The sequence below is a fragment of the Streptomyces sp. DH37 genome (genome assembly GCF_029813835.1).
Lineage (GTDB): Bacteria > Actinomycetota > Actinomycetes > Streptomycetales > Streptomycetaceae > Streptomyces.
Genome location: NZ_JARVKV010000017.1, coordinates 32,852 through 58,705 on the forward strand (window position 1 = coordinate 32,852; position 25,854 = coordinate 58,705).

Here is a 25,854-nt window from a genome sequence, read left to right on the forward strand (position 1 = left end):
GGCGACTCGAAGAGGACCAGCGCGTCCAGGGCGCGCCCGAACACCGTCAGTACATTCCCGCGCCGCCACCTGCCGCCGACCACGCGCAGCGCGACGACCTGTCCGGCGTGGGGTCCTGAAGGGCCTTGCCGCGGGAGAACCACAGCGCCGTCCGCGATGAGCGGGCGGGCGGCTGCCGAGGGGTGCTCCTATGTGTTCGGTCAGGGGGGACAGGGGTGCGTTGTGTCGACGAGCCGGGCAGCATGGCGGGGTGGCCGACCTGCTGTGGGATGACGTGAAGTGCTTCTTCGGTCCGGAATTGATGGAGCAGCTTTGAGCTGCGCGAAGTCACTTGAACTCCCGATCGCACGGAATATGCCGCCCTCGCTGTCGAAATCCAGAAGCGCAGCAGTGTCCGGCCAGGCGAACTGCACCAGACCTTCCCAGAAGTACTCGTTCGGCTCGTGCCCGGTGGCAACTACCGCAGCATCGGCGACCAGGTCACCGGCAGTGAGCGTCAACGAGTGCTCGCCGTCAAAGTCATGCAGGGTGAGAGTCACCGCGCGATCCTCCCACGTCCAGTGCACAGGCAGCCCAACCCGTCAAACCGCTTGTCCGCTCCCGACCCCGGTGAACCTTCCTGGTCACAGCGCTAGGTGTATTGATCACGAGCGTTAACAACGCTCGTGATCAATACACCTAGCGCTGATCGGGAAACCGGCCAGGGCAGCGGGAACCTGACCGCCGGCGCGCGCGCCGGGCCGTGTCGGGGACGTGCAACCGGGTACTGCGGGACGGGCCACCGTACGACCCCCACGACACAGGAGAGCTCATGTCCGACGAGCGGAAGAAGCGCGAGAAGCTGGTCGAGCTGATGCGGGACATGCCCATCGCGATGATGACCACCTACGGATCGGAGGGGCCGCACAGCTTCCCCATGGCCCGCCAGGAGGTCGAGCCGAGCGCCGAGCTGTGGTTCATCACCTCCCGGGACACCCGCCACGTCCGTGATATCGGGGTGGACCCGCGGGTGTCGCTGACCTTCTCCTCCCGGGATTCCTGGGTGGCGATGACCGGCCGCGCGGAGATCGTCGACGACCGGGCCAAGCTCGGGGAGCTGTGGAACACCTTCGCCGAGGCGTGGTTGCCCGGCGGCCCCGACAACCCGGACGCGGTGCTCATCAGGGTCGACGTGGAGAGCGCCGAGTACTGGGACACCCCCGGCGGCAAGGTGGCCTCGCTGATCAGCTTCGCCAAGACGAAACTGACCGGTAAGACCTTCGACGCGGAGCACGGCACCGTCCGGCCGTAGCGCCAGGGAGGCGTCCACGTGTCGGCCCCCGCCACGCTCCACTTCATCCCGTGCCACGGCATGTACGTGGTGTAAATGCCGGTGTATGGGGGCCGGTCGGTGAAGGAACAAAAACCTGTGGACCGGCCCTCCGCGTGGTTCCCGGCAGGGGCAGCCCCCAGCACCCGTTCCAGGAGTTCTGCTCTCACGAACTCGTGCACGGTAGGCGGAAAGACGGCGAGTTCTCGATCGCCGATCATGGTTGTGTGGTGGGGACCGCGACGCGTGCAGCGATCATCAGCGACCGGGGGATCATCGGTTTGTCGGCCGACGTGGTCGCCGAGCTCGTAGCCGGGCCGGGTCCGCTGTGGCATGAACGGCCCCAGGCCAGGCTCACCTCCTGGCCGCGGCAGTGGGTCGTGGGCGCCGGCGCGAAGCACAAGCTGGTCCTCGTCGACCGACTCCTGACCACCCTCATGCATCTCCGCCGCGCGACCATGCGCCGGAGGGGCGCCCAGGACGCCGCGGGCATGACGAGTTCGGCCCGGTCGATGATCCTGCGGGCTGAGGCAGGGCGTGCTCACCGGGGCGTCGTCGGAGCCCGGGCCGCGTTGGACGATGACGCACCGGTGAGCACGCGGCGCTGCCGCTTGTACGGGCGGGCGTCAGGCCGTCCCGGCGCTCCGGGCAGGGGGAGCGGCCGTGGACATGAGTCACCATGGCGGAGCCGGGACCACGTGTGCGGTCCGCTGCCCGGCGTTCAGGAGCCGGGCAGCGGACCGCTATGGGGGAGAAGGCCGCGTCAGACCACGGTGGCGGTCCACCGCTGCTGGATCTGGCCGTGGCACTGCCACTGGGTGAGCTGGGTGAGGGTGGTGCCGTTGAGGGTCTGGTCCATGCACTTGCCGCTGTACTTGTTGACCAGCGTGAACTGGTTGGTGTTCTCCACCCCCACCATCGTCCAGAGCTGGTCCTCGTATCCGCTGTTGCAGCCGTAACCGGCCAGCTTGTGACCGTTCTCGACGCTGTGGTAGCCGTTGACCAGGCAGGTGCCGGATGCCTTGTTGCGCAGCTGGAACCAGTCGCCCTGTACGGGAACCACTTCCCACTGCTGGTTCCCCCCGCCGTGGTAGGGGTAGAGGGTGACCGGATTGCCGGGCGTCGGGGAACTGTAGGCCATGTCGGCCACCAGGTTGGGGTCCTTGACCGTACGCAGGACCAGGGTCTGCGAGACGGCTTGGGCGGCGGCGTCCTCGGAGGGCGCGGCGGCCGCCGGGCTCATGGCGACGCCGCTGAGCGTCAGGGCCAGTAGCGCCGTACACCCCAGAGCCGCTCCGCGTGTTGAAAGCATGGCTGTCTCCTCTCGGTGGGCCCGTTCGCCCCGATGGCGTAACGGTGCCGAACCAGGATCCAGCCTGTAATCGGCAGATCAAATAATGTGGAATTCAAACCCCCTGAACGGAGGTTTCAGTTGCAAGAAAGTGGCGAGGAGCAGCGCGGCAGGAGTCCACTCAGCGCCGTTGCGAGCCAGCGTGAAAAATAAGAGGCAGAAAGCCGCTTCCCGCGAATAGCAGGTACGTTTCTTCTGAGTCTATTCTGTGGTTCTTTCAGAGGGTTGCCGCATCTGGTATCCGAACATGGTCAGACGCCCTGCGAAGCCCCGGGGCAGAAACCCACCCCCTGCTCAGGCCCCCTAACCGGCGACAGCATCCTCTACCCATGCGGTGGACATCGGATCGTCTTCACCGAACAGACCCTTCTCCGAGCCAGGAGGGCTCTTACGGGTTGGTGCGCGATGGCGGCTGAGGCGTCGTGCCAGGCAGGTGGCATGATCCGGGTGTGGCGATCACGGTCAATCGGACGGTCCTGATGCATCAGCGTTCACGGGGATCACTCGGCGCCATCTCGCCGACCCGGTCGAGGAGTTGGCCGTGCCGTGGCAGGCCGGCCTCGAGGGCCGCCGCCACGCTGCGCGAGGCGGGGTCAGGAAGCGGGCCGCGGGAGCCCGCGCCCGCCACCAGCTGTTGTTCGTCGACCGGCTGGTGGCCACGCTCATCCATCTGCGGCACGGCCTGCCGCACTCAGTGCCGGGACTGCTGTTCAGTGTGGACCGTTCCACCACCACCGGGGCCGTCGGCTACACCGGCAGCCTCAATCTGCTGTACGAGTACATCGACCAGAGCCGCGTCGAAGGCGGCCGCAGCCCCAGCCTCCCGCGTCGGCTGAGCCGAGTCCCGTTGAGCGGACCCACCGGTCTCACTGAGACCCACCGGCAGTTCGTCGACGACCTCGCCGCCTGCCTGCCTCCGAGGTGACCGATCTGACCAGGTGAGTCCGTGCGGCGCCGCGCTCCTCGAACTCCGGGGTCATGTTCCCTGTAGTGGTGTAACTGAGCACCCGGGGCTGCCGGGCAGGCAGGCGGTACTGTCCGGAAAGAAGCTGTTCCTGCTCTCGGTGGAGCGATAGCGGGGCGGGGGCGCGAGTCCGAGGTCGTCGGCATGCCGCCCGTCCAGGCGGGCAGATCGTGGGACTGTGCGTATGAGGGCCGTGTCCATTCCGTTTGGTCATGCCTGATCCTGTGCGGCCACTGACGCCAGTGGTCCGGACCTACCTGTACTTCTGGCTCGTGATCCCGGCGGCCTTTCTCGGCCCCATCGGCGCTTCCATAGCGTGGGATGGGGACGCCTCAAACGATGACGCCGAGTTGTGGGGAATGCTTGTCGCCGCCGCGCTGACGTTGCTGCTCCTGGGGCTGCTGTTCCTCTATCGGACGTTCTGGCGGCCGGTTCGGGAAGCCCGCTGGGTCTCCGCCCCCTCCTCTTCTCCCGACGTCCCTTGGCTCGGACCGCACTACTGGCGAACTGCGGCCGGAGCGACGAATGAGACGATCGCCCGTGAGCTGCGGGTCAGCGTCCGGCCGGTGCAGCAATGACGCCGGGCCTGGTTCGCGGGCGCTACGGGCCGGCGGCCCAGTCTCGTTGCCGAGGCTGAGCGATGAGCAGTTCGCCATCTCGGAGGCGGAGCCAGGATCCTCCGGCCGCTGATGATCGCTGCACGAGACGCGCTCCCCACCACACGACCATGATCGACGATCAGCAGCTCGGTGCCTCACCGCCCACCGTGCACGAGCTCGTTAGGCTGCGACGATGAAGTCTGCGGATCGGAACCAGGCCAACGACTACGACAGCTTCGCCGAGATGTTCTCCGCGGAGTCCGACAACAGCCTCGCGAACGCATATTACGAGCGGCCGGCGATGCTGGCCCTGGCAGGGGACGTGACCGGCCGTCGGATCCTGGACGCCGGCTGCGGCTCGGGCCCGCTGTCCGCCGCACTGCACGAGCGCGGCGCCGTCGTCACCGGCATCGACTCCAGCGCCGGGATGCTGGCGCTGGCGAGACGGCGACTCGGCGACGACGTGGCCCTGCACGTGGTCGACCTGCGCGACCCGCTGCCGTTCGATGACGGCGTGTTCGACGACGTGGTCGCGTCCCTGGTCCTGCACTACCTGGAGGACTGGGGGCCGACGCTGGCCGAGTTCCGGCGGGTGCTTCGGCCCGGCGGCCGGCTGATCGCGTCGGTGAGCCACCCCTTCACGGCCTACGCGCACCGGGATCCCCGGCCCGACTACCACGCGACCACCAGCTACACCTTCGACTGGACACTCAACGGACAGTCCGTCCCGATGGAGTTCTGGCGCAGGCCGTTGCACGCGATGACCGATGCCTTCACCACCGCCGGCTTCCGTCTTTGCGTCCTCAGCGAGCCGCAGCCCGACCCGGCCGCCCGTGAGCTGTTCCCGGACGGCTTCCAGGACCTCTCGACCAGACCCAACTTCCTGTTCTTCGTCGTCGAGGCGCCGCCGTCGGCCACCGGTTCGGGCGGCTGACCGGTCGCGGATCACCAGCGGATCCTGTACCGGCGCACCGGTACTGTGGCGCCGCATGAGCGACGCCGAGATCGAGATCACCGCGGGCCTGGTCCGTGACCTGCTGCGGGAGCAGCATCCTGACCTCGCGGGGCTGGCCGTCCGCGAGGTGGCGGGTGGATGGGGCAACCAGATGTGGCGCCTTGGGGACGGGCTGGCCGTACGCATGCCGCGCACAGAAAGCGCCCCGGACCTCCTGCGCAAGGAGTGCCGGTGGCTGCCCGTCCTGGCCCCGCGCCTGCCGCTCCCGGTCCCCAACCCCGTACGGATCGGCGAACCGTCCGCGCGCTTCCCGAAGCCCTGGGCCGTCATGACGTGGGTCCCCGGCGAGCCGCTGGACCACACCTCCATCAGCCGCGGTGACCACGCGGCCGACGCACTGGCGGCCTTCCTCACCGCGCTCCACGTGGAGGCGCCCGAAGACGCGCCGGTCAGTGAGGACCGTGGCGACCACCCGAAGAAGTGCACGGACGGCTTCGACCACTTCTTCCACGCCGTCGTCCCCGACGACCTCGCCGACGAGATCCGAGCCGTCTGGGACGACGCCGTCGCGGCGCCCGAGTGGGAGGGCCCGCCGCTGTGGGTGCACGGCGACCTGCATCCTGCGAACGTCGTCGTCTCGGACGGGACGCTCTCGGGCGTGATCGACTTCGATGCCGTGTTCGCCGGCGATCCGGCGTGGGACCTCGCCGCCGCATGGGTCATCCTTCCCGCGGGCGCCACCTCACGTTTCTTCGACGCATACGCGCAGGCAGACGAGGGGACGATCCGGCGCGCCCGCGGGCTGGCCGCCCTGAAGAGCCTGTTTCTCATGCTGATGGGCCGGAACGGGGACCGGGGCCTTCCCGGCGGCAAGCCGACATGGGGACCCGCAGGCCGAGCAGCACTCGATCGTGTTCTGAGAGACGGTTCGGTGTAGGCGCGCAGCGACGATCCTCGATACTCGCTGCCGGAACCGCCGCGACGTCGCTCCCACGTCGTTCACGATGCCCTCCCCGTGAAGACGAGAAGAGGAACCGCCTAGTCGCCGAGAACCTGTCCAACCAGGCCATCGGCGACCGGCTTCACCTGACCGAAGGAACCGTCGAGTCCCACCTGGCCCACGTCTACACCAAACTCGCCGTCGACTCCCGCACCGCCGCCGTCGCCACCGCCACCGCCACCGACCTCGGCCTCATCCGCCGCTGACCCGAGTGCCCACGGACCTGAGGGAGGGGAGCGGAAGTCAAACGGTGGAGGGAAGGTCATCTGGGCCGAGCAGGCCGCGCCCTCAAGACCGCCGCCCGCGCCTCCACCGGCCCGGTGACGTGAGCTGTCCGCCGGTGAAGCCCTCATTCCGGTGGGTGATGGCGTGGCCGACCTCGCACTCGGCCGGGCGGCGCCCTCGGCCCGGGCCCGCGGCATCGTCCAGGCGCGTCCGACCCGGCAGATCCTCTCGCCCGTGTCCCGCCAGGCCGGCCGGTCGTCACCGCACGATGCGCCACCGGTTGTCGGCCGTGCCGTTGTCCGAGTCCTGGACCGCGAAGGCACCGATCGCGGTGGAGCCGTTCTCGATGGCGAGCAGCTTCCCGCTGTGCGCGTTGCGGATCGTGCAGGTGCCGTCGCCCCGGTCGTGGAGGGTCCACCGGTGGTCGGCGGTGCCGTTGTCCGACCACTGGAGGACGGTGGCGCCGTCGGCGGTGGACATGTTCTGCACGCCGAGCACCTTGCCGCTGTGGACGTTGCGGAAGCGGAAGGCGTCGCCGTCGGGGATCACCTCCCAGTCGTGGTCGGCGGTGCCGGAGTCGCTCCACTGCAGGGCGCGGCCGCCGTCGGCGGTGGACATGTCCTGGATGCCCAGCACGAGGCCGCTGGCGGCGTTGGCCAGGCGGACGGAGGCGAGGCCGCTGGTGTTCCAGTAGACGGTGTAGTTGTGGCCGTGCGCATCGTGGAAGGGACCGAGCGTGACGGTGGAGCCGTTCGCGGTGGCGGTGAAGGCGAGTGCGGTGGGGCTGGTCCGCCTGATCGAGGACGTGTCCAGGGAGGGGAGGGAGCTGAGGGCGGTGTCGCCGTAGTCGCCGGACAGGACGACCGGGCCGTGGGTGATCGCGGCGACGTCGGGGTCGTCGTTGGCCGGCCGCACGACGGTTCGCATGGGCAGGCGGACGGTGACGGTGTCGCCGGGGGCCCAGGCGCGGGTCAGGGACGCGTAGCTGCCGGGAGTGGTGGTGATGTTCTGCGCGGCGCCGTTGACGCTGACGGTGGCCCCCGTGGTCCAGCCGGGGATGCGGATGCGCATCGTCCAGGTTCCGCCGGCGTCGCCGGTGACGCGCAGGGTCGTGGTGTCGCTCGCCGGGTAGGACGTGGTCTGGGTGACGGTGATGCCGCGCCGGGCCCAGGTGAGAACCGAGGGGACGAACAGGTTCACGGTCAGTGTGGTGCCGGCGTGGAAGTAGATCGAGTCCATCAGCCGGGTGTGCATCTCCAGGCCCGTGCCCTGGCAGCACCAGAAGGTGGTGTAGTCGGTGCTCCAGGTGCCGCCGCCCCAGGCCGGGCCCACGCCGCGCCGGCCTCCGGGGTTGAGCGGGGTGAAGTAGGTGACGTGGCCGTGCGGGTCGGCCGGGTTCTGCTGGCCGATCACGTGGTTCAGCCACGCCTGCTCGTAGAAGTCGAACAGCGCGGCCCGGTCCGGGTCGAGGGCGAACAGCTCCCGGGTGAGGGTGAGCATGTTGACGGTGTTGCAGCTCTCGCACGTGTCCCGCCTCAGGTGGGCGGCGATGGCGTTCGGAGCGCGGAAGTGCTCGGCCTGGCTGTTGCCGCCGATGGCGTAGGTGTGCGCGCCGACGCAGATGTTCCAGGCGTTGGTGGCGATGTCCCGGTAGCGGGCGGTGCCGGTGGCCTTGTACTCGCGGACGGCCCCGATCCATTTCGGTACCTGGGTGTTGGCGTGCAGTCCGGCCAGCCTGTCCTGGCCCGCCGCCAGCGGGTCGAAGACCGCGGCGTGGTCGAACCGCTGGGCGACGGCGAGCCACCGTGCGTCGCCGGTCTGCTGGTGGAGGTCGGCCAGTACGGCGTTCATGCCCCCGAACTCGGTGCCCAGCACGGCCTGCATCTGCGCGGTGCCGAGCCGGCCGGTGCGCCGGTCGACCCAGCCCGCCAGGGCCAACAGCACGTCGCGGGCCTGGGTGCTGCCGATGTGCCGCCACACGTCCAGCAGCCCGGCCAGGGTCTTGTGGATGGTGTAGTACGGCACGTTCCCGTTGGACAGGGTGCGTGCCTCCAGCGCGGTGAAGTCGGATTCGGGATAGCCGCAGAGGTACCCGGCGCCGAAACCCGCGGCGCTGTTGTTGGCCTGGCACTTGGCCAGCTCCGCCACCATGTACGTCGCCTTGTCCCGGCAGACGGTGTCTCCGGTCACGGCGTACACCTGTGCCCAGGCGGTGAGGAAGTGGCCCTGGGAGTGGCTGCGGAAGGGGAAGTCCGGCGCCTCCCAGCCGCCGGTGGCGGACGCGCCGTTGGTCGGCAGGCGGTGGTTGGCGCGGAAGTTGTACAGCAGCCGGTCGACGTCGACGAATCGCAGGTAGTTCCGGGTGCGGTCCTGGTTGTCCAGCCAGCGGCTCGCGGTGAGCCGGACCTGGCCGAGGTCGAAGGGAAAGGCCAGGGCTCCGATGTCGGCCCGGACCGGGGGGACGGCCGCTCGGGCCGGGGAGCCGCCGACGAGGGGACCGGCGGCGGAGGCGGCGGCTGTGGCCCCGGCGAGCCGGAGGAGGCGTCGCCTGCTGAAGGAGGAGGACATCGTGCGCCTTTCTGCGCGGGCAAGTGGTGACCGCGGCTTGGAGCGTGCGGCTCGGGTGAGGCCCGACACGTGGTCGGGGTCCTGGCGGGCGCCGGCGGAGTGGGCGGTGCGGGTGGTGCCTCGTGCCGGAGGGCGATCGGCCCTCAGCGGTGCGCCCCGGCTCTCCCGGGGCAGGGCGAGTGCGGAGGACGCGGTGCGCGCTCCCGCCACGGGCCGGGGCCGGCCGGCGCGGCGAGGTGGACGTGCGGGCGGGAGTCGACCCGTCCGACCACCGGCATCCCGGAGCAGGCCGGGCAGGGCTTGCCGTCGACGGTGACGACGCTGCCGTCGGCGGCAAGTCCTGCCCGGCCAGTCGTCGGCGATGAAGCCTGCCACGGGGGGGCGCGGTGTCTGCCCGGTCCGTCGAGCAGAAGGGTCTCCGGAGCCCGCGTCAGACGGCACGGGCCGACGGGTCCGCGCCGCCGCTGTTGACCGGGTCGGCGGACGGGGGCGGGGTCGTGGCAGCGGCGGGTGCTCCCGCCGCTGCTCCTCCCGGCGCGGTCACCCGGCGGGCGAGGGCGAGCAGGGCGGTGAACAGGGCTCCCACCCACCGGGGCGGAGGACACCGGAACGGTGGCCCGGGAAGGCGACCGGTGGGCCGGGCTGTTGGACGTGGACGGTGCGGAGACACGCATGGACATCTCCTCGCGCGGGGGAGGGGAGCCGAACACGTGGGCGGCGTACCTGACGCCGTCCTGCCGAGCTGTTCACTGTCGGCGGCTGCCGCGGAACGCGGCGGGGAAGCATGCCGCCTAATTGTTCGTGATATCGAACGCTGTTCGCAGGATCGACGAGACCATAGTTGTCCAGGTAACGGGTCGTCAATGCGGTCGGCGACCACAATCGGCCGACGGGTCGAGGCCGCTGCCGCCGGAAGAGGCATGCGCGTTCGGCGTCAAGGCAAGCAGGAGGGGAAGGGAACTCGGTGTGCCTGAGTGTCGGCGCGCCTCCGACCGAGTTCTACGGTCCGACCGACTTCCCGAACTGCGTTCGGTGTGTCGAGCGCAGCGAGCGATCACGTCGATCTCTCAACTCCGCCTGCCCGTCGCGCCGTCGCCGCTACCCGGGACGGTTGCCGGTGGGGCGACCGGACCGCCCTGCGCGCGATCGTCTGCATGCTGCGCACGGGCGTGAGCCGGCGGGGCGTTCCCGCACGACAGGCCGGGCTGCAGCAGGGCGATGGCCTGGCGGCGCCTGCAGGACCGGACCGAGGCCGGCCTGTGACCTCAACAGGAGCCGAGCCGGAACCAGAACTCGCCGGCATCTTCGTCCCGGACCACCACGGTCCACCTCCGGAGCAGTAGGCAGACGCTGTCCGCATGCCCGTCGGGGCGGGGACGACGGCGCTCAGGGGAAGGGCCGGGCCGTGGGGGACGCGGCGGAGTCGTGTACCAGTTCAGCCGGCTGGAGGAGGAAGCCGTACGTCGCCAGGCACCCCTGGAGGCGGACGAAGTAGGACCGCTCGGAGCACCGGAAGACCTCCCGGCGCCGCACCTTCCGCAGGCGCCCCTGGAAGGTGCTCGCCATCCGCGCGAGAGCCTCCGCCGCCTCCTCCGGGCCGCTCTCCCACTCCGCGACGGTCTGCGCGTCCCGGTCCGCCTCCGCGACGCCGTCGACGGGAACGGCCAGCACGATCCATCGGGGCATCCCGCGATCACCTCCCCCTCGTCCGGCACCTCCCACCGCGACGCGCGCGGATCAGTGGCAGGCGGCCGGCGTCTGACCGTCCGAGGTTCTGGAACGGCGAGCGACGACCTACCCCCCTTGCCGGCCCGGCCGGCGACGCGGCCGCAGCAGGTGAGCCCGGGCCCGCTTTCGTGAGCGGAGCCCCCGGTGGACGGGCGCCCTGTCCCAGGGCGCCGAGCCCGGCTTGCCAGTAGTCCGGACCGGCGTACAGGTCCGGACCGCGGTGCCCCGGCTCCTCGTGGTCGCTCCGAGCCGGGGGGTCGGGACGTCAGGACCAGAACTCGTCGAGCACGTCGAGGTCCTCGACGCACTCGTCCAGGTCGGTGATCTTGTCGCCGACGATGCGGAAGACGATTCCGCCCATCACGTCGAGGCTCTTGCCGCCGCGCTCGCCGGTCATGCGGTGGTGGGAGATCACGTGTCCGCGGCCGTCGACCGACAGGTGGCGCAGTTCCACCCGGAACGTGCCGTCGGTCTCCTCGGCCAGACGCCGGTACACCTCCAGGATGGCGTCCTGCCCCTTGAAGTCGCCGGACAGCGGGTTGTTCCCGGGGACGTGATGTGTGGCGTCTCCCGCCAGGAGCTCGCGCATGGTGTCCATGTCCTGCCGGCTGAACGCCTCGTAGCCCCTGCGGACCAGTGCGGCGTGCGGGTGCTCGGCCATGATCGATTCCACTCCTCGTTCGCCGAGTCTTGTGACCTGATATGTTCCATTCTCCCTCTGCGGCCGCGTTCCGCGAAGGCCGTGGCGGCAGCGGGCGGAAATTCCCTTCCGCCGGCCGGAGGGGCCGTGACGCCCGGCCGGAGCGCGGCACGTACGGGCGCTGCCCGGACTCGTCCAGCGGCAGGACGGGGGCGTCCTCGTGCAGGCCGTGGGTGACGGTGGTCCTCACCCACTGGCCGGCCGGCGGTTCCCGGCCGGCCTTGGAGCGTTTGGCCGGCTGCACGGCCCAGGTGCCGGAGGGGGCGGCCATGACCCGGTCGGCGGTGGCGGCCGCGTTCGCGAGGTGCGGCCGGGCCGGGACGGCGGGCGGTCGAGCCGCCCTCCTCCGTGTGAAGCGGGTCGGTATGAGACGGCGCGGGCGCGGGCGGGGTCAGGGACGGTCGACGGGGGCAGCGATCCGGGCCGACCGGGGTCCTGCGACGGTCGCCGTACGCCGGCGGTCGTTCCGCAGCGCCGCGGAGCGGGGCAGCGAGGCCGCGAGGAGGGGGTCGCGCAGGGCCGGTGCGCGCAGGGCGAGGGCGAGCAGGGCGTAGCCGACGAGTCCGCCGAGCGTGTTGGCGAGGAGGTCGTTGACGTCCACGGAACGGCCGTTGTTCAAGACGATGTACGACAGCAGCTGGGTGGCTTCCACGGACAGGCTGACCGCCGCCGTCATCAGGGTCGCCCGCGACGGTGAGTCGGCGCGCCGGAACAGCAGCGGCAGCAGGAACCCGGCCGGCACCATCATGATGACGTTGGGAACGATGGTGATGTCCGCGGTGAGCAGCGGGATGAAGTTGATCTGGCCGATCCAGGGGGCCTGGTTGGCGTACTCGCCCCACGTCACGTTCAGCGGGAAGACCGTCAGGGACAGCACGGCGGCGGCGTAGACGGCAGCGGTCAGCTGCAGCAGGGCGTGGCGCCTGTTCCACATACCGCGCCGCACCCGGACGGCGAGCCAGGCTGCGAACAGGATGAGCAGGGGGCCGAGAACAGGCGCGGAGTCCACCTGGAAACGGATGTCCATCGGGGGTGATCCTTCGGTCGGGGCCAACGGTGCTGACGTCGTCCAGCTTCCTTCCGGGACAGGACCCGGCGGATCTCCCGAAGGGCCGATTCCCCGGCGGGCGGCTACGACTTTCGGCAGAGGGGACCCGGCGGCGAGCGCGGCTAGGGTGCTCACCATGCTCAGATCACCGCGCGCCGCGGCTGCCGGCCGGCTCATCGGCAGCACCCTGCTGCTCTGCGTCCTCGGGGCGGCCCTGCTCATCGACATCGACACCGGCGCCCTCGGACATCAGGGCGCCGGGACGCTGCTGTTCCTGTCGACGGCCGCGGCGGCGACCGGTGCCTTCCCGGCCGTGGGGATCAGGCTGCCCCCCGCGGTGCTGGCGTGGACGGCGTGCGGCGTGGCCCTGGTGTCGCTGGCCTGCTCGGTCGGACTGCGCGCGGCCGCGGGCAGCGGCTCCGACCTGGATCAGGCCTCCGACACCTACACCCTGTTCGAGCCGGCCGCCCTGATGGTGCTGCTGCACGTGACGGCGCGGCGTGGTTCCCCGGCCGGCACCGCCGTCGCCCTGCCGCTGCTCATGACCGCCCTCATCCTGCGTCCGCTGGTGGTCGAGGTGGACGAGGCCAGCAGCATCGTCGCGCTCATCCTGACCCTGGTGGCCGGCGGCGCCCTGGCCTCCGGCCTCACCGTCCGCCTGGTCGCCGCCTCCCGCCGGCAGCGCGAGGAGCAGATCAGGCTCGAACAGCGCCTCGGCTTCGCCCGCGACCTGCACGACTTCGTCGCCCACCACATATCGGGCATCGTGGTCCAGGCGCAGGGCGCCCGTGCCGTCGCGGCCGGAGATCCCCGGGCAGTGGGCGACGCCCTCGAGCTGATCGAGACCACCGGAGCGGAGGCGCTGACCGCCATGCGCAAGATGGTCGGCGCCCTGCGCGAGGACACCGTCCCGAACACACGGGCGCGGGGCACGGACGGCGTCCGCGCCCTCGTCGCCGACTGCCGGCTGCCCGGGGCCCGGGTCCACTTCACCGGGACCGGCCCGGCCGACAGCCTCCCCGCGGACGCCGCCCACCTCGTGGAACGCGTGGTCATGGAGGCACTGACGAACATCCGCAAACACGCCCGCGACTGCACCACCGCACGGGTGCACCTGGACGTCTCCCGCCGCCGGGTGACCGCGCGGATCACCAACGACGGACACCACCGCCCGCCCGACGGCACCGGCTACGGACTGCGCGGCCTGCGCGAGGTCACCGACGCCGCCGGGGGCACCCTGACCGCGGGACCCGGCCCCGGGACCGGCTGGCAGGTCGGACTCGAGCTTCCTCTCCCGCTGAGGCAGGTGCGCCGGTGACCATCCGTGTCCTTCTCGCGGACGACCAGGCGATCGTCCGCACCGGCATGGCCATGATCCTGGCGGCCGAGGACGGCATCGAGGTCGTCGCCCAGGCCGCCGACGGAGTCGCCGCGATCCAGCAGACCGACCGGCACCGCCCCGACGTCGTCCTCATGGACATCCGCATGCCGCGGCTGAACGGCATCGAGGCGCTGAGACACCTGCACCGCCCCGGGGCCGCGCACACCCCGAAGGTCGTCATGGTGACGACCTTCGACGACGACGAATACGTCCACCAGGCCCTGCACAACGGCGCCTGCGGCTTCCTCCTCAAGGACGCGGGGCCTCGCCTGCTGGCCGAAGCCGTCCGCTCCGCCGCCTCCGGCGAGGCCCTGATCAGCCCCTCCATCACCGTCCGCCTGCTCCAGCAGTTCGCCCGTCCCGCCGCAACCGCCGCCCCGGCCCGTCCCTCGCCCCTGACCCGGCGCGAGGCCGAGGTCGCCGTCCTCGTCTCCCGCGGGCACACCAACACCGAGATCGCCGCCGCCCTGCACATCAGCGCGGGCACGGTGAAGACCCATCTCACCAACATCCAGAGCAGACTCGGCGTCCGCAACAGGGTCGAGATAGCGGCCTGGGTCTGGGAGTCGGGCCTCGCCCGCTGACCGGACGGCGAGGAGCGGCCCGGCGCCGGGCCGAGCAGGCCATGGGTGCGGTGAAGCCCGGCCGACCTCCCCGCAGGCCGTGTCACGGCATCACCGGTGCCGCCGGGGCGGCCCACGTGGTCCTCACCGCTTGTCCCGGCGCTCCGAGCCGGGACCGGGGGAGGCCCGGCATCAGCTCCCTGCCGGGTCGGCGCACAGCCGGCGTCGAGGTGACGGGGTGTGTGTCCCCGGAAGACCCGCTGTCGCGCGGCGCCCTGGCCCACCTGGGACTGTCGCTGCCGTTTCCCAGCACCGTCGCCCGAGGGCCGTGCGGTGGCGCAGACGGAGCTCCAGCAGCGCCACGCCGTGCCGTCCGGTCCCCGCCCGCCTCGTACACGGCTTGCGGCTGCTCGTGACCCGGTCCGGAAGACCGGCATCGGCGGCGAAGGCGCGCAGGTGTCCATCCACGGCGACCTGCGTCAGAGGACTCACGACCGCTCCCGCCCAAGGCCCCTCCACCGACCTCGTGGGCATCGTCACGCGTCGTAGCCCGGCCGAGCGGTGGGGTCGCTCGCACGGTAAAGGGCGTGTCCCGGGGTGCGACAAAGGGCGTCGGCTCCTCCACCCGGCCGGGCCGCCCCCGCCGGGTGGAGGAACGGGCGGCGGTCCCGGCCGGCCGGCCGCCGCCGTCTCCACTGCCGCTACGAACGCATCACCGGCCACTTCCCGGCCTTCGACGGCATCGCCCGCACCCTCGTCTGCACCGCCGACCCGCCGACCCGCCGACCCGCCGAACGAGAAGACCTGTCAGCGCTGCTGCGCGAGCCACTCGTCGAAGGTGGTCGGGGCGATGCGGGCGTTCTCGCCGGGCAGCAGCACGTTTCCGGCCATCTCCGGGCCGAACAGCGACGACCACGTCGGCACCAGCCGTACCGAGCGTCCACGGGCCTGGTACGTGCGCCGGGCCATGTCCACCAGGTCCTGCGGCTCGGGGCCGGCGACATCGGGGTACCGCCCCTTCGGGTCGCCCAGCGCGATCTCGGCGAGCACGGCCGCGACGTCCTCCGGGGCGATCGGCTGGACCAACAGCGGTGCGAGCGGGGCGACGCCGTCCTGCTCGACCCAGCTCGTCACCATCGCGGCGAAGTCGTGGAACTGGGTCGCGGGAACGATGGTCCACGGCACCGGGCCCTCGGAGACCAGGCCCTCCTGCGCCCGCTTGCCCGCGTAGTGGGCGTTGCCATCGACACGGTGCACCCCGGCGATCGACAGCAGCACGTGGTGGCGCACGCCCGCACGCTTGCCGGCCGCCAGAAGGTTCCGCGTGGTGCTGCTGAAGTAGGCCACCACCTCGTCCCGGTCGGTCGCCGTGCAGTTGGTGGTGTCGATGACCGCCTCGACACCTGCCAGGGCCTCGTCGAGCCCGGCACCGGTGGTCAGGTCCACGCCGAGCGAGCGGCTGATCCGCACGACCTCGTGTCCGTCCTTCTCCAGGGCGGCGGCGGTGAGACCCCCGATGTTCCCGGTCGCACCGGCGACAGCGATCCGCATGATGCTCTCCTCGTTCGGTTATCCGGCTGGCGTGGCGAACAGTACCACGATAATAAAGACCCTCTATGTCCATGATAGGATCAGAGGTGTGAAGCTGCCAGCGAGTACCGAATGGGTCCTGCACTGCGCCACGACACTGGCGCAGCTGGAGCCGGGCACGAGCGTCTCGGCCGTGCAGCTCGCGCAGTACTTCAACCTGCCGGCCCCTTACCTCGTCAAGCAGTTGAAGATGCTCGTCAAGGCCGGCCTGTTCGCCGCGTCCACCGGGCCGCGCGGAGGCTTCCGGCTGGCCCGCCCGGCGCACGAGATCACGTTGCTCCAGCTCGTCGAGGCCCTGGACGGCACGTCCCGGCCCTACGAGTGCCGGGAGATCCGGCAGCAGGGGCGCGGCGCACTCCCCGCCGAGGAGTGCCGCACCCCCTGCGTCCTCGCCCGGAAGATGGACGACGCGCACGACGCCTGGCGCCGCTCCCTGGCCGGGACCACCCTGGCCGACATCGTGGACTCCCTGCCCGACTCCGCCCCCTCCCGCACCCGGTCCCGGCTGGCGGGGACCGCCTGACGCCGGGCCCGTCGTGGCCGAGACCCGCGGGCGTTCGATGACTTGTAGCTGAGCCGGGTCCCTTGTGGCATGAACGGCACCAGGCCGGGCTTGCCTCCGGGCCGCGGAACCGGGCGGTGGGCGCCAGCCCGCCACCTCGAATGCCGCGAGCACCTGAGCCACACGGTCCAAGCCGTCGCCGGCGGCCTCCCCTCCCATCAGCGGACCGCGGATCCGGCGTCGGCACGGCAGAGGCGGAACCGAGTTCCGCCGACGCGCCTCGACGCCTCACCGCCAACCGTGCATGGGCTCGTGGTGACCCGGAGGATGCCGCCGAACGTCCGGGACCGTGCGACAGGAGCCGGTCACACCGGTCCGGGACCGTAGATCGTCCGGCTCCGTCTCACCTTCGATGGTGGCGGATCGTGAGCACCGGCCGGATCCTCTGCCCTACAGAGGATCCGGCCGGTGCTCCGACCTCGATGCTTCGAAGCGGATGGCGGCGCATCGGAGTCGCTGAGTCTGCCGCGCCAGACCCTCACGGGCAGACGCCGAGCTGATCGGTCGGCTCCCAGGGAAGGACCGCTGTGGTGCGCGGATCCACGGGTTCATGCTGGAAATGGCCTGTCCGTCGCCGCCGTTGCTGTCCGCCACCACCGAAGGTGAGACGGAGCCGCTCGTTCGACGGACCCCGCGAGGTGCCGATGCGGTGGCTGCTGTACCAGCCGTCCGGGCGGGAGGGCCGTCCGCCGGCGGCGGTGCGGCTCGTCACCGCTCGGGGCGGGGTCGTGCTCCTCCTCCGGTGTGCGCTCGCGGCCCGTACGACGTGACCGGGGTGTGCCGTCGTCCGTGACGGCACACCCCGGCCCGTTCCGTGCGGTCGGTCAGCTGTGGATCACGATGGACCCCTGGCTGATGGCGGTCGTCGCCGCGGTGCCGTCCGCGGCGCCCGGCTGGTTGTCGAACACGACGGTGCCGCTGTCGGCGTCCCAGACCTTGATCCGGTAGGTGTCGTCACCGCCGCTCTTGCCGGCGTCCACCACGGAGACCAGGAACCTGTAGCCGCCCTCGCCGTTGACCGTTCCGGTCCCCTTGTAGATCGCCTTGCTCCCGCTCACGACCAGCCAGTCGTACGACGTGGAGTGGAAGTTCAGGCTTCCGGCCTTGAACTGGAACTCGGTCTGCCCGTTGGGAGTGGTGGCGCCCTTCTGGTACTTCGAGACGAACCCGAACCGTCCGGGGCCACTCACCGAGGGATCGGCGGGGTAGGAGCCCTCGGGGACGTCGATCCAGCCGCCGCCGGTGACGAAGCCGGCCGACGGGTCGTAGACGACCACGTAGTTCGGCGAGCACTTCTCGTCGGATGCGCCGTCGTCGTCGGTCACCGTGAGGCAGATCGTGTAGATGCCGGCCGCCGTGTAGGTGTGGGAGCCGCCGACCTGGCCGGCGGCGGCCGTGGGCTCGCTCGTGGAGCCGTCCCCCCAGTCGATGGAGGCGGTGTGGGTGTCGTTGGCGCCGGGGTCGGTGTAGTCGGCGTCCAGGGACAGGGGAGTGCCGACCGCCACCGGGTCCACCGCGGTGGAGACCTCACCGATCGCCGGCGCCACGTTCGTCACCGTCAGGTCGGCGTCGTTGGACACCGGCGCGTTGACGCCGTCGTCGGTGGTGAGCGTCAGCCGGTACTCGCCGTCGTCGGTGCAGGTGACGGTGGTCTCCAGGGCCGAGTCGTCCTCGAAGGAGCAGACCGCTCCGGCGTCCACCCCGCTGACCGGCTCGTAGGTCCACTCGTGGGTGAGCGGATCGCCGTTGACGTCACTCGCGGTCGCGCCGAGGGCGACCGCGGAGCCCTCGGCTCCGGAGTAGGGCCCGCCGGGGTCGTTCACCGGCGGCGTGTTCTTCCAGGTGGCCTTGGCCGACGCGAAGGGTTCGCCGGCGTCGCACGTCCCGCTCCCGTTAACGTCGTAGCAGGCGCTGATCGAGTCGACTCCGACCGTCGTACCGGTGTAAGTGAAGGTCGCCTGGCCCGCGGCGTCGGTGGTGTCCGAGCCCGGGACGGCGTGCGCGCCCGAGGTCTGGAAGAGAATCGGCGCGCCGGAGACCGCCGGCGGCTCCGCACCGATCTCGGTGAGCGTCGCGGTGACGGTGTGGTCCGTACCGGTTTCCAGCGTCGTCTCGACCGGGGTGAGGTCGAGCTGGTACGGCTTGGGCTGCGCACCCGACTTGCACTGGGTCTCCGGGTCGGGCACGAATCCCACGCGCAGGTTGTCGACGAACGTCGCCGAGTCGAGGACGCGGTCGCCCTGGTCGAAGACGGACAGGTAGAGCGTGTGGGCGCCCGGGGTGACCTGTTTCGCGGCGGACAGCAGCGGGGTGGCCCCGTCGTAGGTGGTGCCTGCCGCGTTCTCCGCGCTGAAACCGCCGAGGCCGACCGCGTTGACGCTCACCACGTCGTTGTCGGCGTCGTAGGCGAAGTTGTTCGGCGCGCTGATTTCACTGCCCGACGTGGTCCAGTTGCTGTTGTCCAGCTCCGCGATGAAGGCGTCGTTGAAGGCGCTGCCCACCCACTCCGGGTATTCCTCGCTGTAGAACTGGAAGTCGAAGCTCAGGCAGTTCGCCGTCTCGGGAACCTGCAGGTCGACCGTGAAGACCGACACGTCGAGATCCGTGTCGCCCCGGACGTTTCCGCCGGACAGGTCGGTCGTCTTGCTCCCTTCCGTGTTCGGGTCGTCGGCCGAGGCGGCGTCACCGCTGGTCAGAATGGTGAAAGTGGAGCCGTTGGTCGGGAAGTTCGACAACGGCGAATTTCCGACACCGTTGGCCACGGCGCCGGCCAGATGATCGAATCCGGCACCGACGACCTCCGCTCCCGGCCCGGCCAGGGCCGAGGCCATGGCGTTCGCGTTCGAGTCGTTGCCGATGGCCGCGGCGGCCGGCGAGGCCATCAGCAGCGTCGACGTTCCGGTGAGGGCCAGAACGCCGGCACCGGCCACCAGGCCGCGTGCCCATCCCCGCTTCACGGCATGCGGAAGCGATTTTCTCGACATGATCCCCCCAGCTGTCTCCAGGGGGTCGGAATGCGTTACGCGAAAGCGCCCCACCCCTGTGAGCGAGAAACCGGCCCCCTGGAACTCGCTTGACACCGAGGGAAGCTAGCACGCCCCCGATCGAGCGGACAGAGGAGCGACACCGGCAGGTGTCGCATCGGAATCGGGAAACACATCTCCCCGCGGTTGCGCGCCGATTGACATTTCCCTCGCGCTCCCCCTTCACGGCTGTGAGAGAAGAAAACGCGCGAACTCCGGTGGCTCCTGTGAGACAAGTCGCCTTCCGCGTCGGTTATCGAGATCGGACTCGTGGTGCCGTGGGGGACCGGCGGTCCTTGATCCCTGCGGTAATGCCGGTGGGATGCGGTGTCCACGAGGCGGCGGCCTGACCGCCGAACGGCAGCGGTTCCGGGAACGGTTGCGACCGGAGGCGGCCGAACGGTTCGCCCGGGGCGGGACGGACGCGGCGATCGCCGGGGAGCCGCGGGTCGGCGTCCGGCCGGTGCGGGCCCGCCGCCTCCGCGTGGCGGGGACGATGTGTCCCCCGGTCCGCCACCGACCGAGCGGGCTCCGGGCGCCGGGGCTCACGGCCGGGCCGCCCGTACCGGTGCGGAGCCGCCGTGCCGACCCGGTGGTTGCTGTGGCTGCCGTTCCACGCGGACCCGCGGTTCCGGCATCCCGCGGCCTCGTTTGCGACCGCGTTCCGCAGATGGCCGAGGAAGCCGAGGAAGCCGAGGAAGCCGAGAAGGGAAGCCTTCTCGTCGGCGCCGGTCCGTGGGGGCCGGCGTCCCGCGCCCGCGGTACGGCCTTCCGCGTGCGGTCGGGCGGCATCGTGTTTCCCGGTTCGTGGGGCGTGTCGTACGGCCGGGGCTCATTCGGCGGTCCGCCGGAGGGCTCGGTGGCCCGGCGCCGGGGGCGTCCGCGCCCGGGACCGGTCACTGCCCGGGGCCGAGGCCCGGTTCGGCGGTGATCTCGGCGGGGCCGGGCGGCGGGCGCCGGGACCCTGGCTCCAGGACCAGGGCGCGGTGGAACCGCGGTCGACGATCAGCAGCGGGCGGCCGGGCCGCAGGGCCCGCGCGGCCGTCTGGAGCATCCCACCGGCATACTGCGGCGGACGGCCGACCGAGGGCTGCGCGGCGTGGGCCGCGGCCTCCGCCGCCATGCCGTGGTGCGCCGGGAAGCAGGGCAGCGGGCCGTCGGCCTCACCGATCAGCGGACCGGTGGCCCACGGCGAGAGGTCGTCCCGGTCCGCAGCCGGGCCGGGGCACCGCTTTGGCAGCGCGGCCAGCCACCGCGCGACCCGCGCGGGCGGCGGATGCCCGGGGGCGGCACCGGCGGAGCGGCCGCACGGGATGTCGAAGCCCGGCGTTCAGCGGCGCCGTCGGCCGGGCGGTCGTCCCTCCCGGACGGCGAGGTCGCGACTCAGGCGCGCAGGCTGCCGCACGCCGCCGACCGCACCGTTCCGTGTGGTGGTCAGTCCCAGGCGTTGAAGAGCACGCCGCCCAGCGTGGTGATGCCGTAGCAGCGCACCTGGCGCCACTCGGCGCGGGAGAGTACCGAGGTGTCCACCTCGCAGAGCGGCGTGGCGAGCTGCTCACCGGTCAGGACCGCGAACCCGGCGACGGCGAAGGGGTGCGCCCATGCCGGTGGGGTGAGGAACCGGTCCGTGTACCAGGTGCGGCGCTCCCGGGCGAACGCGATCCAGGGGTGGTGGGCGTGGCACAGAACGGTGCTCTGCGCCGCACCGTGCACCACTGACGCGGTGTGGAACGTCAGGGGGTAGGTCTGTTCCTCCACCTCGCCCACGCGGCCGCGGGCGGCGCGGGCGGCCGCGTACAGGGCGGTGCGGAACGCCCGCCGGTCCGTCTGCGGCAGCGGCCCGTCCTCGGGGGAGGAGAAGCCGGTGGCGCCCCGCGGCAGGACGAACGCCGTGCCCTTGTCGCCGGTCATGGACGTCATGGTGCCGCAGGGAACGCGCTGCGGGCGCCGCCCGGCCCTCCGGGCAGCGGCCCCGCCTCCGCCCCCGCCGCCCGCACCTCCCGCGCCGGCCCGGGCCAGGTTCCCCGAGCAGGTCTCTCCCCGCAGGCGGGAGGTCCCCCGCGCCGATGGAGGAGGCCGGGCCGGCGCGGTTCGCGGAGTTGGTCGGTCCCCGGCGGTCAGGGCGCCACGAGTTCCTCGGCGGCGAACTTCTCCACGAACTCCCGTGCGCGACGGTCGAGAGCCGCGTACTGCGCCTCCCGCTCGGCGCCCGCGACCGCGTCGCCGACCAGGAGGTTGCCCTCGGCGTCGACGCTCTGCGGGCGCTCCTCCGCGTCGGTGAGCAGGCCGACGGTGGAGCGGGAGAAGCCGCAGTAGTAGGCGATGCCTTCGCTCAGATTGGTCTCGAGGACGGTCTGCATTCCCTCCACGATGGGGTCGTCGGCAGTGGCGCCGGCCAGGCCCAGCCACAGTATGCGCTTGCCGGCGAGGCGGGGCCTGCTGCGGCCGTAGGCGAACCCGTAGTTCCACACGCGGTCGATCCAGCCCTTGAGGATGGCGGGCACGCTCTGCCAGTACACCGGGAAGACGGCGACGACGACATCGGCGTCGAGGATGCGCCGCATGTGGGCGTGCACTTCGTCCGAGTACCTCTTCTCCCTGTCGCCCCAGTCCGGCTGGTCCGCCACGTTCATCCGCGGGTCGAACCCCTCGGCGTGCAGGTCGAGCAGGTCGACGCGGTATCCGGCGGCTTCGAGCCGGGCGGCGGCACGGCGGGCCGTGTGCGCGGTGAGGGAATCGGCGCGGTGGTGTGCGACGACGACGAGGGCTGTCCTGGCACGGCTGTCGTGCTGCGTCACGGTGTCTCCCGGCTGGTGTCGGCTGGTTCGGTGAATCCAGTACAGCCGCAGCGGTGTAGATGATCCATGGGAGAAACGCTCCGGAACATAGGAGATCGTCTACGATCTCTTCCGTGGATCCTTTGAGTTCGCTGCTGAACGGCATCCGGGCCGAGGGTTCGGTCGTCAGCCACGCCGTACTGACGGTGCCCTGGGTCATCCGCTTCGCCGACGACGCGCCGCTCACCATGATCAGCGTGCTGCGCGGCGGGGGCACCCTGCTGCTGCCCGACGGAACCCGACGAGCGGTCGGTGCGGGCGACACGGCCATCGTGCGCGGCCCCGCGCCGTTCCACCTCGCGGACCGTCCCGCCACCATCCACAGCTCCCACGCCGCGTACGAGATCGCCTGCTTCACCACGAACCCCGAGTGCACCGCCCAGGAACTCGGCGGTATCCACTGGGGCACCGACCGGGAGGAGGCGACCGCGCTGATCGTGGGCGCCTACCGCGCCTCGGGCCACCGCCACGAGCGGCTCCTGCGCAGCCTGCCGCCCGTCCTGGTGGTCGAGGAGGACGCCGAGGTCTGCGCCTGGCTGGAGACGGCCGCCGCCGACGCCGCCCACCGCTCGGCCGGTTCGCAGGCGCTGATGGACCGGCTCCTCGACTGGGCCCTGGTGTGCACGCTGCGCAGCTGGTTCGACAAGGTGGGCGCGGATGCGCCCAGTTGGTACCGGGGCCTCGCCGATCCGGTCCTCGCCCCCGCCCTGCAGTCCTTCCACGACCGGCCCGCCGAAGCCTGGACGGTGGCGTCCCTGGCCGCTCGAGCCGGCGTCTCCCGGTCGCTGTTCGCCAAGCGCTTCACCAAGCTGATGGGCCGTCCGCCCCTCGCCTACCTCACCGAGTGCCGCATGGACGAGGCCGAGACGCTCCTGTCCGACACCGACCTCGGCATCGCCCAGATCGCCAGGTCCGTCGGCTATGCCGACGCTTTCGGATTCAGCGCCGCGTTCAAACGCCACAAGGGCTTGAGCCCCAGCGCGTTCCGCGCCGCGGCGGCCTGAGTCCCGGTCCGGCGATCCCGGGCGCCCCCCGGGCGGCGGCCCCGTCGCCCTGCGGCGGGTGACCCCCCAGCTTCCTGGGATGGTGGCGCCCCCGCCCGCCGCCTAGATTCGGCGGCCGGTCCCGGACCATCAGGGGGAACCACGGGACCTCGCGGACGAGCGGCACCCGGTCACCGCGTGCCGGGTTTCGTCGCGCCCCAGTGAATCCGAGGAGAGACCACCCATGCGCTTCCGTCCGACCGGCCGCGGCCTGCTCGCCATGGTCGTCCTGGCCACCGTCCTCCTGCCCGCCACCGCGGCGAACGCCGCACCCGCCGACCCCGTCCCGGCCGAATCCGTTCCGTCCGCGGCGGCACCCGCCGCCGACCTGCAGGGCGACGGCCTGATCGCGCTGCGCGTGGGCGGGCTGTTCGCCGAGGACCTGGAGGAGGACTCCAACACCGGGGACGGCGACGAGGTGCGGGTCCTCGTCAACGACACCCGCGTCTGGCCCGTGAACGACGGCGCCTACGACATCGGCCGGCCGAGAACCTGCGTCAGGTTCGTGGAGCCGTGGGTCGAGGGCAACGGAAGCTGCGGCGACCGGACCGAGAAGGGCGGCGGGCACCTGGTGATGTTCTTCCAGGTGGGGGAGCGGGTCACGGTCAAGATAGAGGAGGACGACCTGGTCGGGGACGACGACCTCGGCAGTGCCACGGTCACGGTGGACGGCACCCGTCAGTCCTTCACGGCCTCCCGCAGGGACGGACAGTGGCCGGACACCGTGTCGTACAGCGTGAGCGCCCAGCTCGTGCCCGTCACCCAGCAGACGGTCTACAACTGGAACAGCGGCAGGTGCCTGGAGATCAAGGAGTCCTCCGACGCCAACGGCGCCGCCGCCCTGCTGTGGAGCTGCGTCGGCCAGGACGGCGCCAGGTGGAACTTCCAGCGCGCGGGCAACTCGGGCGAGGTGCTGATCCGGCGGGCCGGCAACGGGAAGTGCCTGGAGATCGCGAACTCCAAGGACGACAACGGCGTCATCGCCCAGCAGTGGGACTGCGTCGGCCAGGACGGCATCCGCTGGAAGGTCGTCTCGGTGAACTCCGAGGCCTACTACATCGTCAACGAGAGCGGGAAGTGCCTGGAGGTGCAGAACTCCTCCGTGAACGACGGTGCCAGGATCCAGCAGTGGAGCTGCGTCGGCCAGCCCGGCGCCCTGTGGGGCCGGTACTGACGTCCCGCGCCCGGCGGACCGGGCCGCCCGCCCCGCCGGGCGGGCGGCCCACCGGCGCGCCCGGTCCGGTGCCCTGGGGCGGGACCCGTCAGCCGGAAGCGCCGGAGGGAGTGTCGGACGGCGCCGGGGAATCCCCGAAACCCCCGGCCCCGTGGCGGAGGGCCGGCAGATAGTGCCGGGCGAAGAGCTTCGCCACCAGGTCGCGGCGGCTGCGCACCCCCGTCTTGTCGAAGACCGCCTTCAGATGGTCCTGGACGGTGTGCGGCGAGAGGCCGGCACGGCGGCCGATGTCCGCGGTGGAGTGGCCGCGCAGGACGAGTTCGGTCACCGCGCGTTCCCGGGGGGTGAGCCCGTAGGCGGTGATCAGGAAGGAGGTGCGCTCGCTCGGCCGGGCCGGCTCGACCGCCACGGCGATCCGGACCGGGGACCGGTCCCCGAGGCACCAGGCGTGCAGCCGCACCGGGCCGCGGGTGCGGGTGTGCGCCCAGGAGGTGAGGGAACCGGCGGCGACCGGTGTGCGGACGGCGGCGGCGACGGCGTAGACAGCCGGCGGCAGACCGTCGCGTGCGGCTCCGCCGTCCGGGCCGCCGAGCTCCTCGAACCACAGCGCGACGGCGGGCGTCAGGTGCAGCACCCGGTAGTCGTCACCGAGCAGGATCAGGCCCGGAGCGGTCGCCGGCGGCTCCTCCCGGGCCCGCTGCGTCAGGTGCAGGCGGCGCAGCGCGTCACCGAGCGGCTGCGCGAGTGCTCCCGCCACCGCGATGTCGGCGTCGCCGAAGGCGGGGGCGTCCCGGCCGCGGCCGAGGACGAGGGCGCCCCAGGAGCCGTGCCGGTCCCGGAGCAGCACCCGTAACTCGTCGCGGTATCCCAGCGGACGGACGATGTCGCGGTAGCGCGGGCTGTGCTCCAGCCGGTCTCCGGCCTCCCGGCTGAGCAGCCCGACGGGTACCGGCCGCCGGGCCAGGTCGGGCAGCAGGTTGACGTCCCCCTCGCGGTACTCGATGTCCAGCATCCGCGGCATCAGCCGCTCGGGAACGGCGTCGCGGTAGTTGCCGCCGGTGTTCATCAGCGTCGCCGGATCGACGGTGACGCCGGCCCAGACGTCGAACCGCAGCACCGGAGCCACCGCCCTCACGACGCCGTCGAAGAAGTCCTCCACGTTCTGCGCGGCCGCCGCCGCCCGCACCGCCGCTTCCCGGACCCGTCCGACCCGTCCCCCGCTGTGTCGGTCCAC

The 25,854-nt window shown here is 71.6% G+C and carries 21 protein-coding genes and 2 pseudogenes; 11 read left to right on the forward strand and 12 right to left on the reverse strand.

Annotated elements, in window-relative coordinates; all coding sequences use genetic code 11:
• Positions 1-200 precede the first annotated feature (200 nt).
• Positions 201-539 (reverse strand): hypothetical protein, encoded by a 339-nt coding sequence (locus tag QC029_RS11695; protein ID WP_279555519.1) that lies wholly within the window; start codon positions 537-539, stop codon positions 201-203.
• 272 nt (positions 540-811) lie between these two features.
• Here QC029_RS11695 and QC029_RS11700 point away from each other — a divergent pair, with 272 nt between their 5' ends.
• A complete protein-coding gene (locus QC029_RS11700; protein ID WP_279555520.1) occupies positions 812-1,291 on the forward strand; it encodes a pyridoxamine 5'-phosphate oxidase family protein in 480 nt (159 codons plus the stop codon).
• Positions 1,292-2,072: 781 nt separating this feature from the next.
• Here QC029_RS11700 and QC029_RS11705 read toward each other — a convergent pair.
• Complete coding sequence (locus QC029_RS11705) at positions 2,073-2,621, reverse strand: RICIN domain-containing protein (RefSeq protein WP_279555521.1); 549 nt, start codon at positions 2,619-2,621, stop codon at positions 2,073-2,075.
• A gap of 518 nt (positions 2,622-3,139) precedes the next feature.
• Here QC029_RS11705 and QC029_RS31090 point away from each other — a divergent pair.
• The 5 genes and pseudogenes from QC029_RS31090 to QC029_RS11730 all read left to right on the forward strand — a co-directional run.
• Positions 3,140-3,408 (forward strand): annotated as a pseudogene (locus tag QC029_RS31090) (transposase family protein); the annotation flags it as partial.
• A 428-nt stretch (positions 3,409-3,836) separates the two neighbouring features.
• Positions 3,837-4,202 (forward strand): hypothetical protein, encoded by a 366-nt coding sequence (locus QC029_RS11715; protein ID WP_279555523.1) that lies wholly within the window; start codon positions 3,837-3,839, stop codon positions 4,200-4,202.
• Positions 4,203-4,416: 214 nt separating this feature from the next.
• A complete protein-coding gene (locus tag QC029_RS11720; RefSeq protein ID WP_279555524.1) occupies positions 4,417-5,157 on the forward strand; it encodes a class I SAM-dependent methyltransferase in 741 nt (246 codons plus the stop codon).
• Between the two features lie 55 nt (positions 5,158-5,212).
• Positions 5,213-6,115: an aminoglycoside phosphotransferase family protein gene (locus QC029_RS11725; RefSeq protein WP_279555525.1), complete on the forward strand. Its 903-nt coding sequence runs from the start codon at positions 5,213-5,215 to the stop codon at positions 6,113-6,115.
• A 101-nt stretch (positions 6,116-6,216) separates the two neighbouring features.
• Positions 6,217-6,384: pseudogene (locus QC029_RS11730) on the forward strand (LuxR C-terminal-related transcriptional regulator); the annotation flags it as partial.
• A gap of 277 nt (positions 6,385-6,661) precedes the next feature.
• Here QC029_RS11730 and QC029_RS11735 read toward each other — a convergent pair.
• The 5 genes from QC029_RS11735 to QC029_RS11755 form a co-directional block, all read right to left on the reverse strand.
• Entirely contained in the window at positions 6,662-8,971 is a 2,310-nt protein-coding gene (locus QC029_RS11735; protein ID WP_279555526.1) for a beta-L-arabinofuranosidase domain-containing protein, read from the reverse strand.
• Between the two features lie 430 nt (positions 8,972-9,401).
• Positions 9,402-9,557 (reverse strand): hypothetical protein, encoded by a 156-nt coding sequence (locus QC029_RS11740; protein ID WP_279555527.1) that lies wholly within the window; start codon positions 9,555-9,557, stop codon positions 9,402-9,404.
• 800 nt (positions 9,558-10,357) lie between these two features.
• A complete protein-coding gene (locus QC029_RS11745) occupies positions 10,358-10,657 on the reverse strand; it encodes a hypothetical protein (protein ID WP_279555528.1) in 300 nt (99 codons plus the stop codon).
• Positions 10,658-10,964: 307 nt separating this feature from the next.
• A complete protein-coding gene (locus tag QC029_RS11750; RefSeq protein WP_279555529.1) occupies positions 10,965-11,360 on the reverse strand; it encodes a nuclear transport factor 2 family protein in 396 nt (131 codons plus the stop codon).
• A gap of 430 nt (positions 11,361-11,790) precedes the next feature.
• The gene (locus tag QC029_RS11755; RefSeq protein WP_279555530.1) at positions 11,791-12,426 is read right to left on the reverse strand and encodes a VanZ family protein; all 636 of its coding nucleotides are present in this window, start codon (positions 12,424-12,426) and stop codon (positions 11,791-11,793) included.
• 157 nt (positions 12,427-12,583) lie between these two features.
• Between QC029_RS11755 and QC029_RS11760 the strand changes: the two genes are divergently transcribed.
• Together QC029_RS11760 and QC029_RS11765 are read left to right on the forward strand one after the other, a co-directional pair.
• On the forward strand, positions 12,584-13,765 hold the full coding sequence (locus tag QC029_RS11760; protein WP_279555531.1) for a sensor histidine kinase: 1,182 nt from the start codon (positions 12,584-12,586) through the stop codon (positions 13,763-13,765).
• A complete protein-coding gene (locus tag QC029_RS11765; protein ID WP_279555532.1) occupies positions 13,762-14,412 on the forward strand; it encodes a response regulator transcription factor in 651 nt (216 codons plus the stop codon). The genes QC029_RS11760 and QC029_RS11765 overlap by 4 nt, the downstream gene beginning before the upstream one ends.
• Before the next feature lie 786 nt (positions 14,413-15,198).
• Here the strand turns inward: QC029_RS11765 and QC029_RS11770 are convergent.
• A complete protein-coding gene (locus QC029_RS11770) occupies positions 15,199-15,942 on the reverse strand; it encodes an SDR family oxidoreductase (protein ID WP_279555533.1) in 744 nt (247 codons plus the stop codon).
• Positions 15,943-16,030: 88 nt separating this feature from the next.
• Here QC029_RS11770 and QC029_RS11775 point away from each other — a divergent pair, with 88 nt between their 5' ends.
• Positions 16,031-16,504 carry an Rrf2 family transcriptional regulator gene (locus tag QC029_RS11775; RefSeq protein ID WP_279555534.1) on the forward strand — a complete coding sequence of 158 codons (474 nt, stop codon included), beginning with the start codon at positions 16,031-16,033 and terminating at the stop codon, positions 16,502-16,504.
• A gap of 863 nt (positions 16,505-17,367) precedes the next feature.
• Here the strand turns inward: QC029_RS11775 and QC029_RS11780 are convergent.
• The 3 genes from QC029_RS11780 to QC029_RS11795 all read right to left on the reverse strand — a co-directional run bounded on the left by QC029_RS11780 (position 17,368) and on the right by QC029_RS11795 (position 22,364).
• Positions 17,368-19,500: a choice-of-anchor L domain-containing protein gene (locus QC029_RS11780; protein ID WP_279555535.1), complete on the reverse strand. Its 2,133-nt coding sequence runs from the start codon at positions 19,498-19,500 to the stop codon at positions 17,368-17,370.
• A gap of 1,500 nt (positions 19,501-21,000) precedes the next feature.
• Positions 21,001-21,477 (reverse strand): hypothetical protein, encoded by a 477-nt coding sequence (locus QC029_RS11790; protein ID WP_279555536.1) that lies wholly within the window; start codon positions 21,475-21,477, stop codon positions 21,001-21,003.
• Positions 21,478-21,683: 206 nt separating this feature from the next.
• On the reverse strand, positions 21,684-22,364 hold the full coding sequence (locus QC029_RS11795) for an NAD(P)H oxidoreductase (RefSeq protein ID WP_279555537.1): 681 nt from the start codon (positions 22,362-22,364) through the stop codon (positions 21,684-21,686).
• A 104-nt stretch (positions 22,365-22,468) separates the two neighbouring features.
• Between QC029_RS11795 and QC029_RS11800 the strand changes: the two genes are divergently transcribed.
• Both QC029_RS11800 and QC029_RS11805 read left to right on the forward strand, forming a co-directional pair.
• Positions 22,469-23,407, forward strand: coding sequence for an AraC family transcriptional regulator (locus tag QC029_RS11800; protein WP_336621580.1), 939 nt, complete (start codon positions 22,469-22,471; stop codon positions 23,405-23,407).
• A 223-nt stretch (positions 23,408-23,630) separates the two neighbouring features.
• Entirely contained in the window at positions 23,631-24,620 is a 990-nt protein-coding gene (locus QC029_RS11805; protein ID WP_279555539.1) for an RICIN domain-containing protein, read from the forward strand.
• A gap of 88 nt (positions 24,621-24,708) precedes the next feature.
• Here QC029_RS11805 and QC029_RS11810 read toward each other — a convergent pair whose 3' ends face one another.
• Complete coding sequence (locus QC029_RS11810; protein ID WP_279555540.1) at positions 24,709-25,854, reverse strand: LuxR C-terminal-related transcriptional regulator; 1,146 nt, start codon at positions 25,852-25,854, stop codon at positions 24,709-24,711.

Excerpts from the sequence above, each read along its gene's own strand:
- QC029_RS11700 (WP_279555520.1), top strand. The coding sequence starts at position 812 with ATGTCCGACGAGCGGAAGAAGCGCGAGAAGCTGGTCGAGCTGATGCGG.
- QC029_RS11705 (WP_279555521.1), bottom strand. The coding sequence starts at position 2,621 with ATGCTTTCAACACGCGGAGCGGCTCTGGGGTGTACGGCGCTACTGGCC.
- QC029_RS11715 (WP_279555523.1), top strand. The coding sequence starts at position 3,837 with ATGCCTGATCCTGTGCGGCCACTGACGCCAGTGGTCCGGACCTACCTG.
- QC029_RS11720 (WP_279555524.1), top strand. The coding sequence starts at position 4,417 with ATGAAGTCTGCGGATCGGAACCAGGCCAACGACTACGACAGCTTCGCC.
- QC029_RS11725 (WP_279555525.1), top strand. The coding sequence starts at position 5,213 with ATGAGCGACGCCGAGATCGAGATCACCGCGGGCCTGGTCCGTGACCTG.
- QC029_RS11735 (WP_279555526.1), bottom strand. The coding sequence starts at position 8,971 with ATGTCCTCCTCCTTCAGCAGGCGACGCCTCCTCCGGCTCGCCGGGGCC.
- QC029_RS11745 (WP_279555528.1), bottom strand. The coding sequence starts at position 10,657 with ATGCCCCGATGGATCGTGCTGGCCGTTCCCGTCGACGGCGTCGCGGAG.
- QC029_RS11750 (WP_279555529.1), bottom strand. The coding sequence starts at position 11,360 with ATGGCCGAGCACCCGCACGCCGCACTGGTCCGCAGGGGCTACGAGGCG.
- QC029_RS11755 (WP_279555530.1), bottom strand. The coding sequence starts at position 12,426 with ATGGACATCCGTTTCCAGGTGGACTCCGCGCCTGTTCTCGGCCCCCTG.
- QC029_RS11760 (WP_279555531.1), top strand. The coding sequence starts at position 12,584 with ATGCTCAGATCACCGCGCGCCGCGGCTGCCGGCCGGCTCATCGGCAGC.
- QC029_RS11770 (WP_279555533.1), bottom strand. The coding sequence starts at position 15,942 with ATGCGGATCGCTGTCGCCGGTGCGACCGGGAACATCGGGGGTCTCACC.
- QC029_RS11790 (WP_279555536.1), bottom strand. The coding sequence starts at position 21,477 with ATGACCGGCGACAAGGGCACGGCGTTCGTCCTGCCGCGGGGCGCCACC.
- QC029_RS11805 (WP_279555539.1), top strand. The coding sequence starts at position 23,631 with ATGCGCTTCCGTCCGACCGGCCGCGGCCTGCTCGCCATGGTCGTCCTG.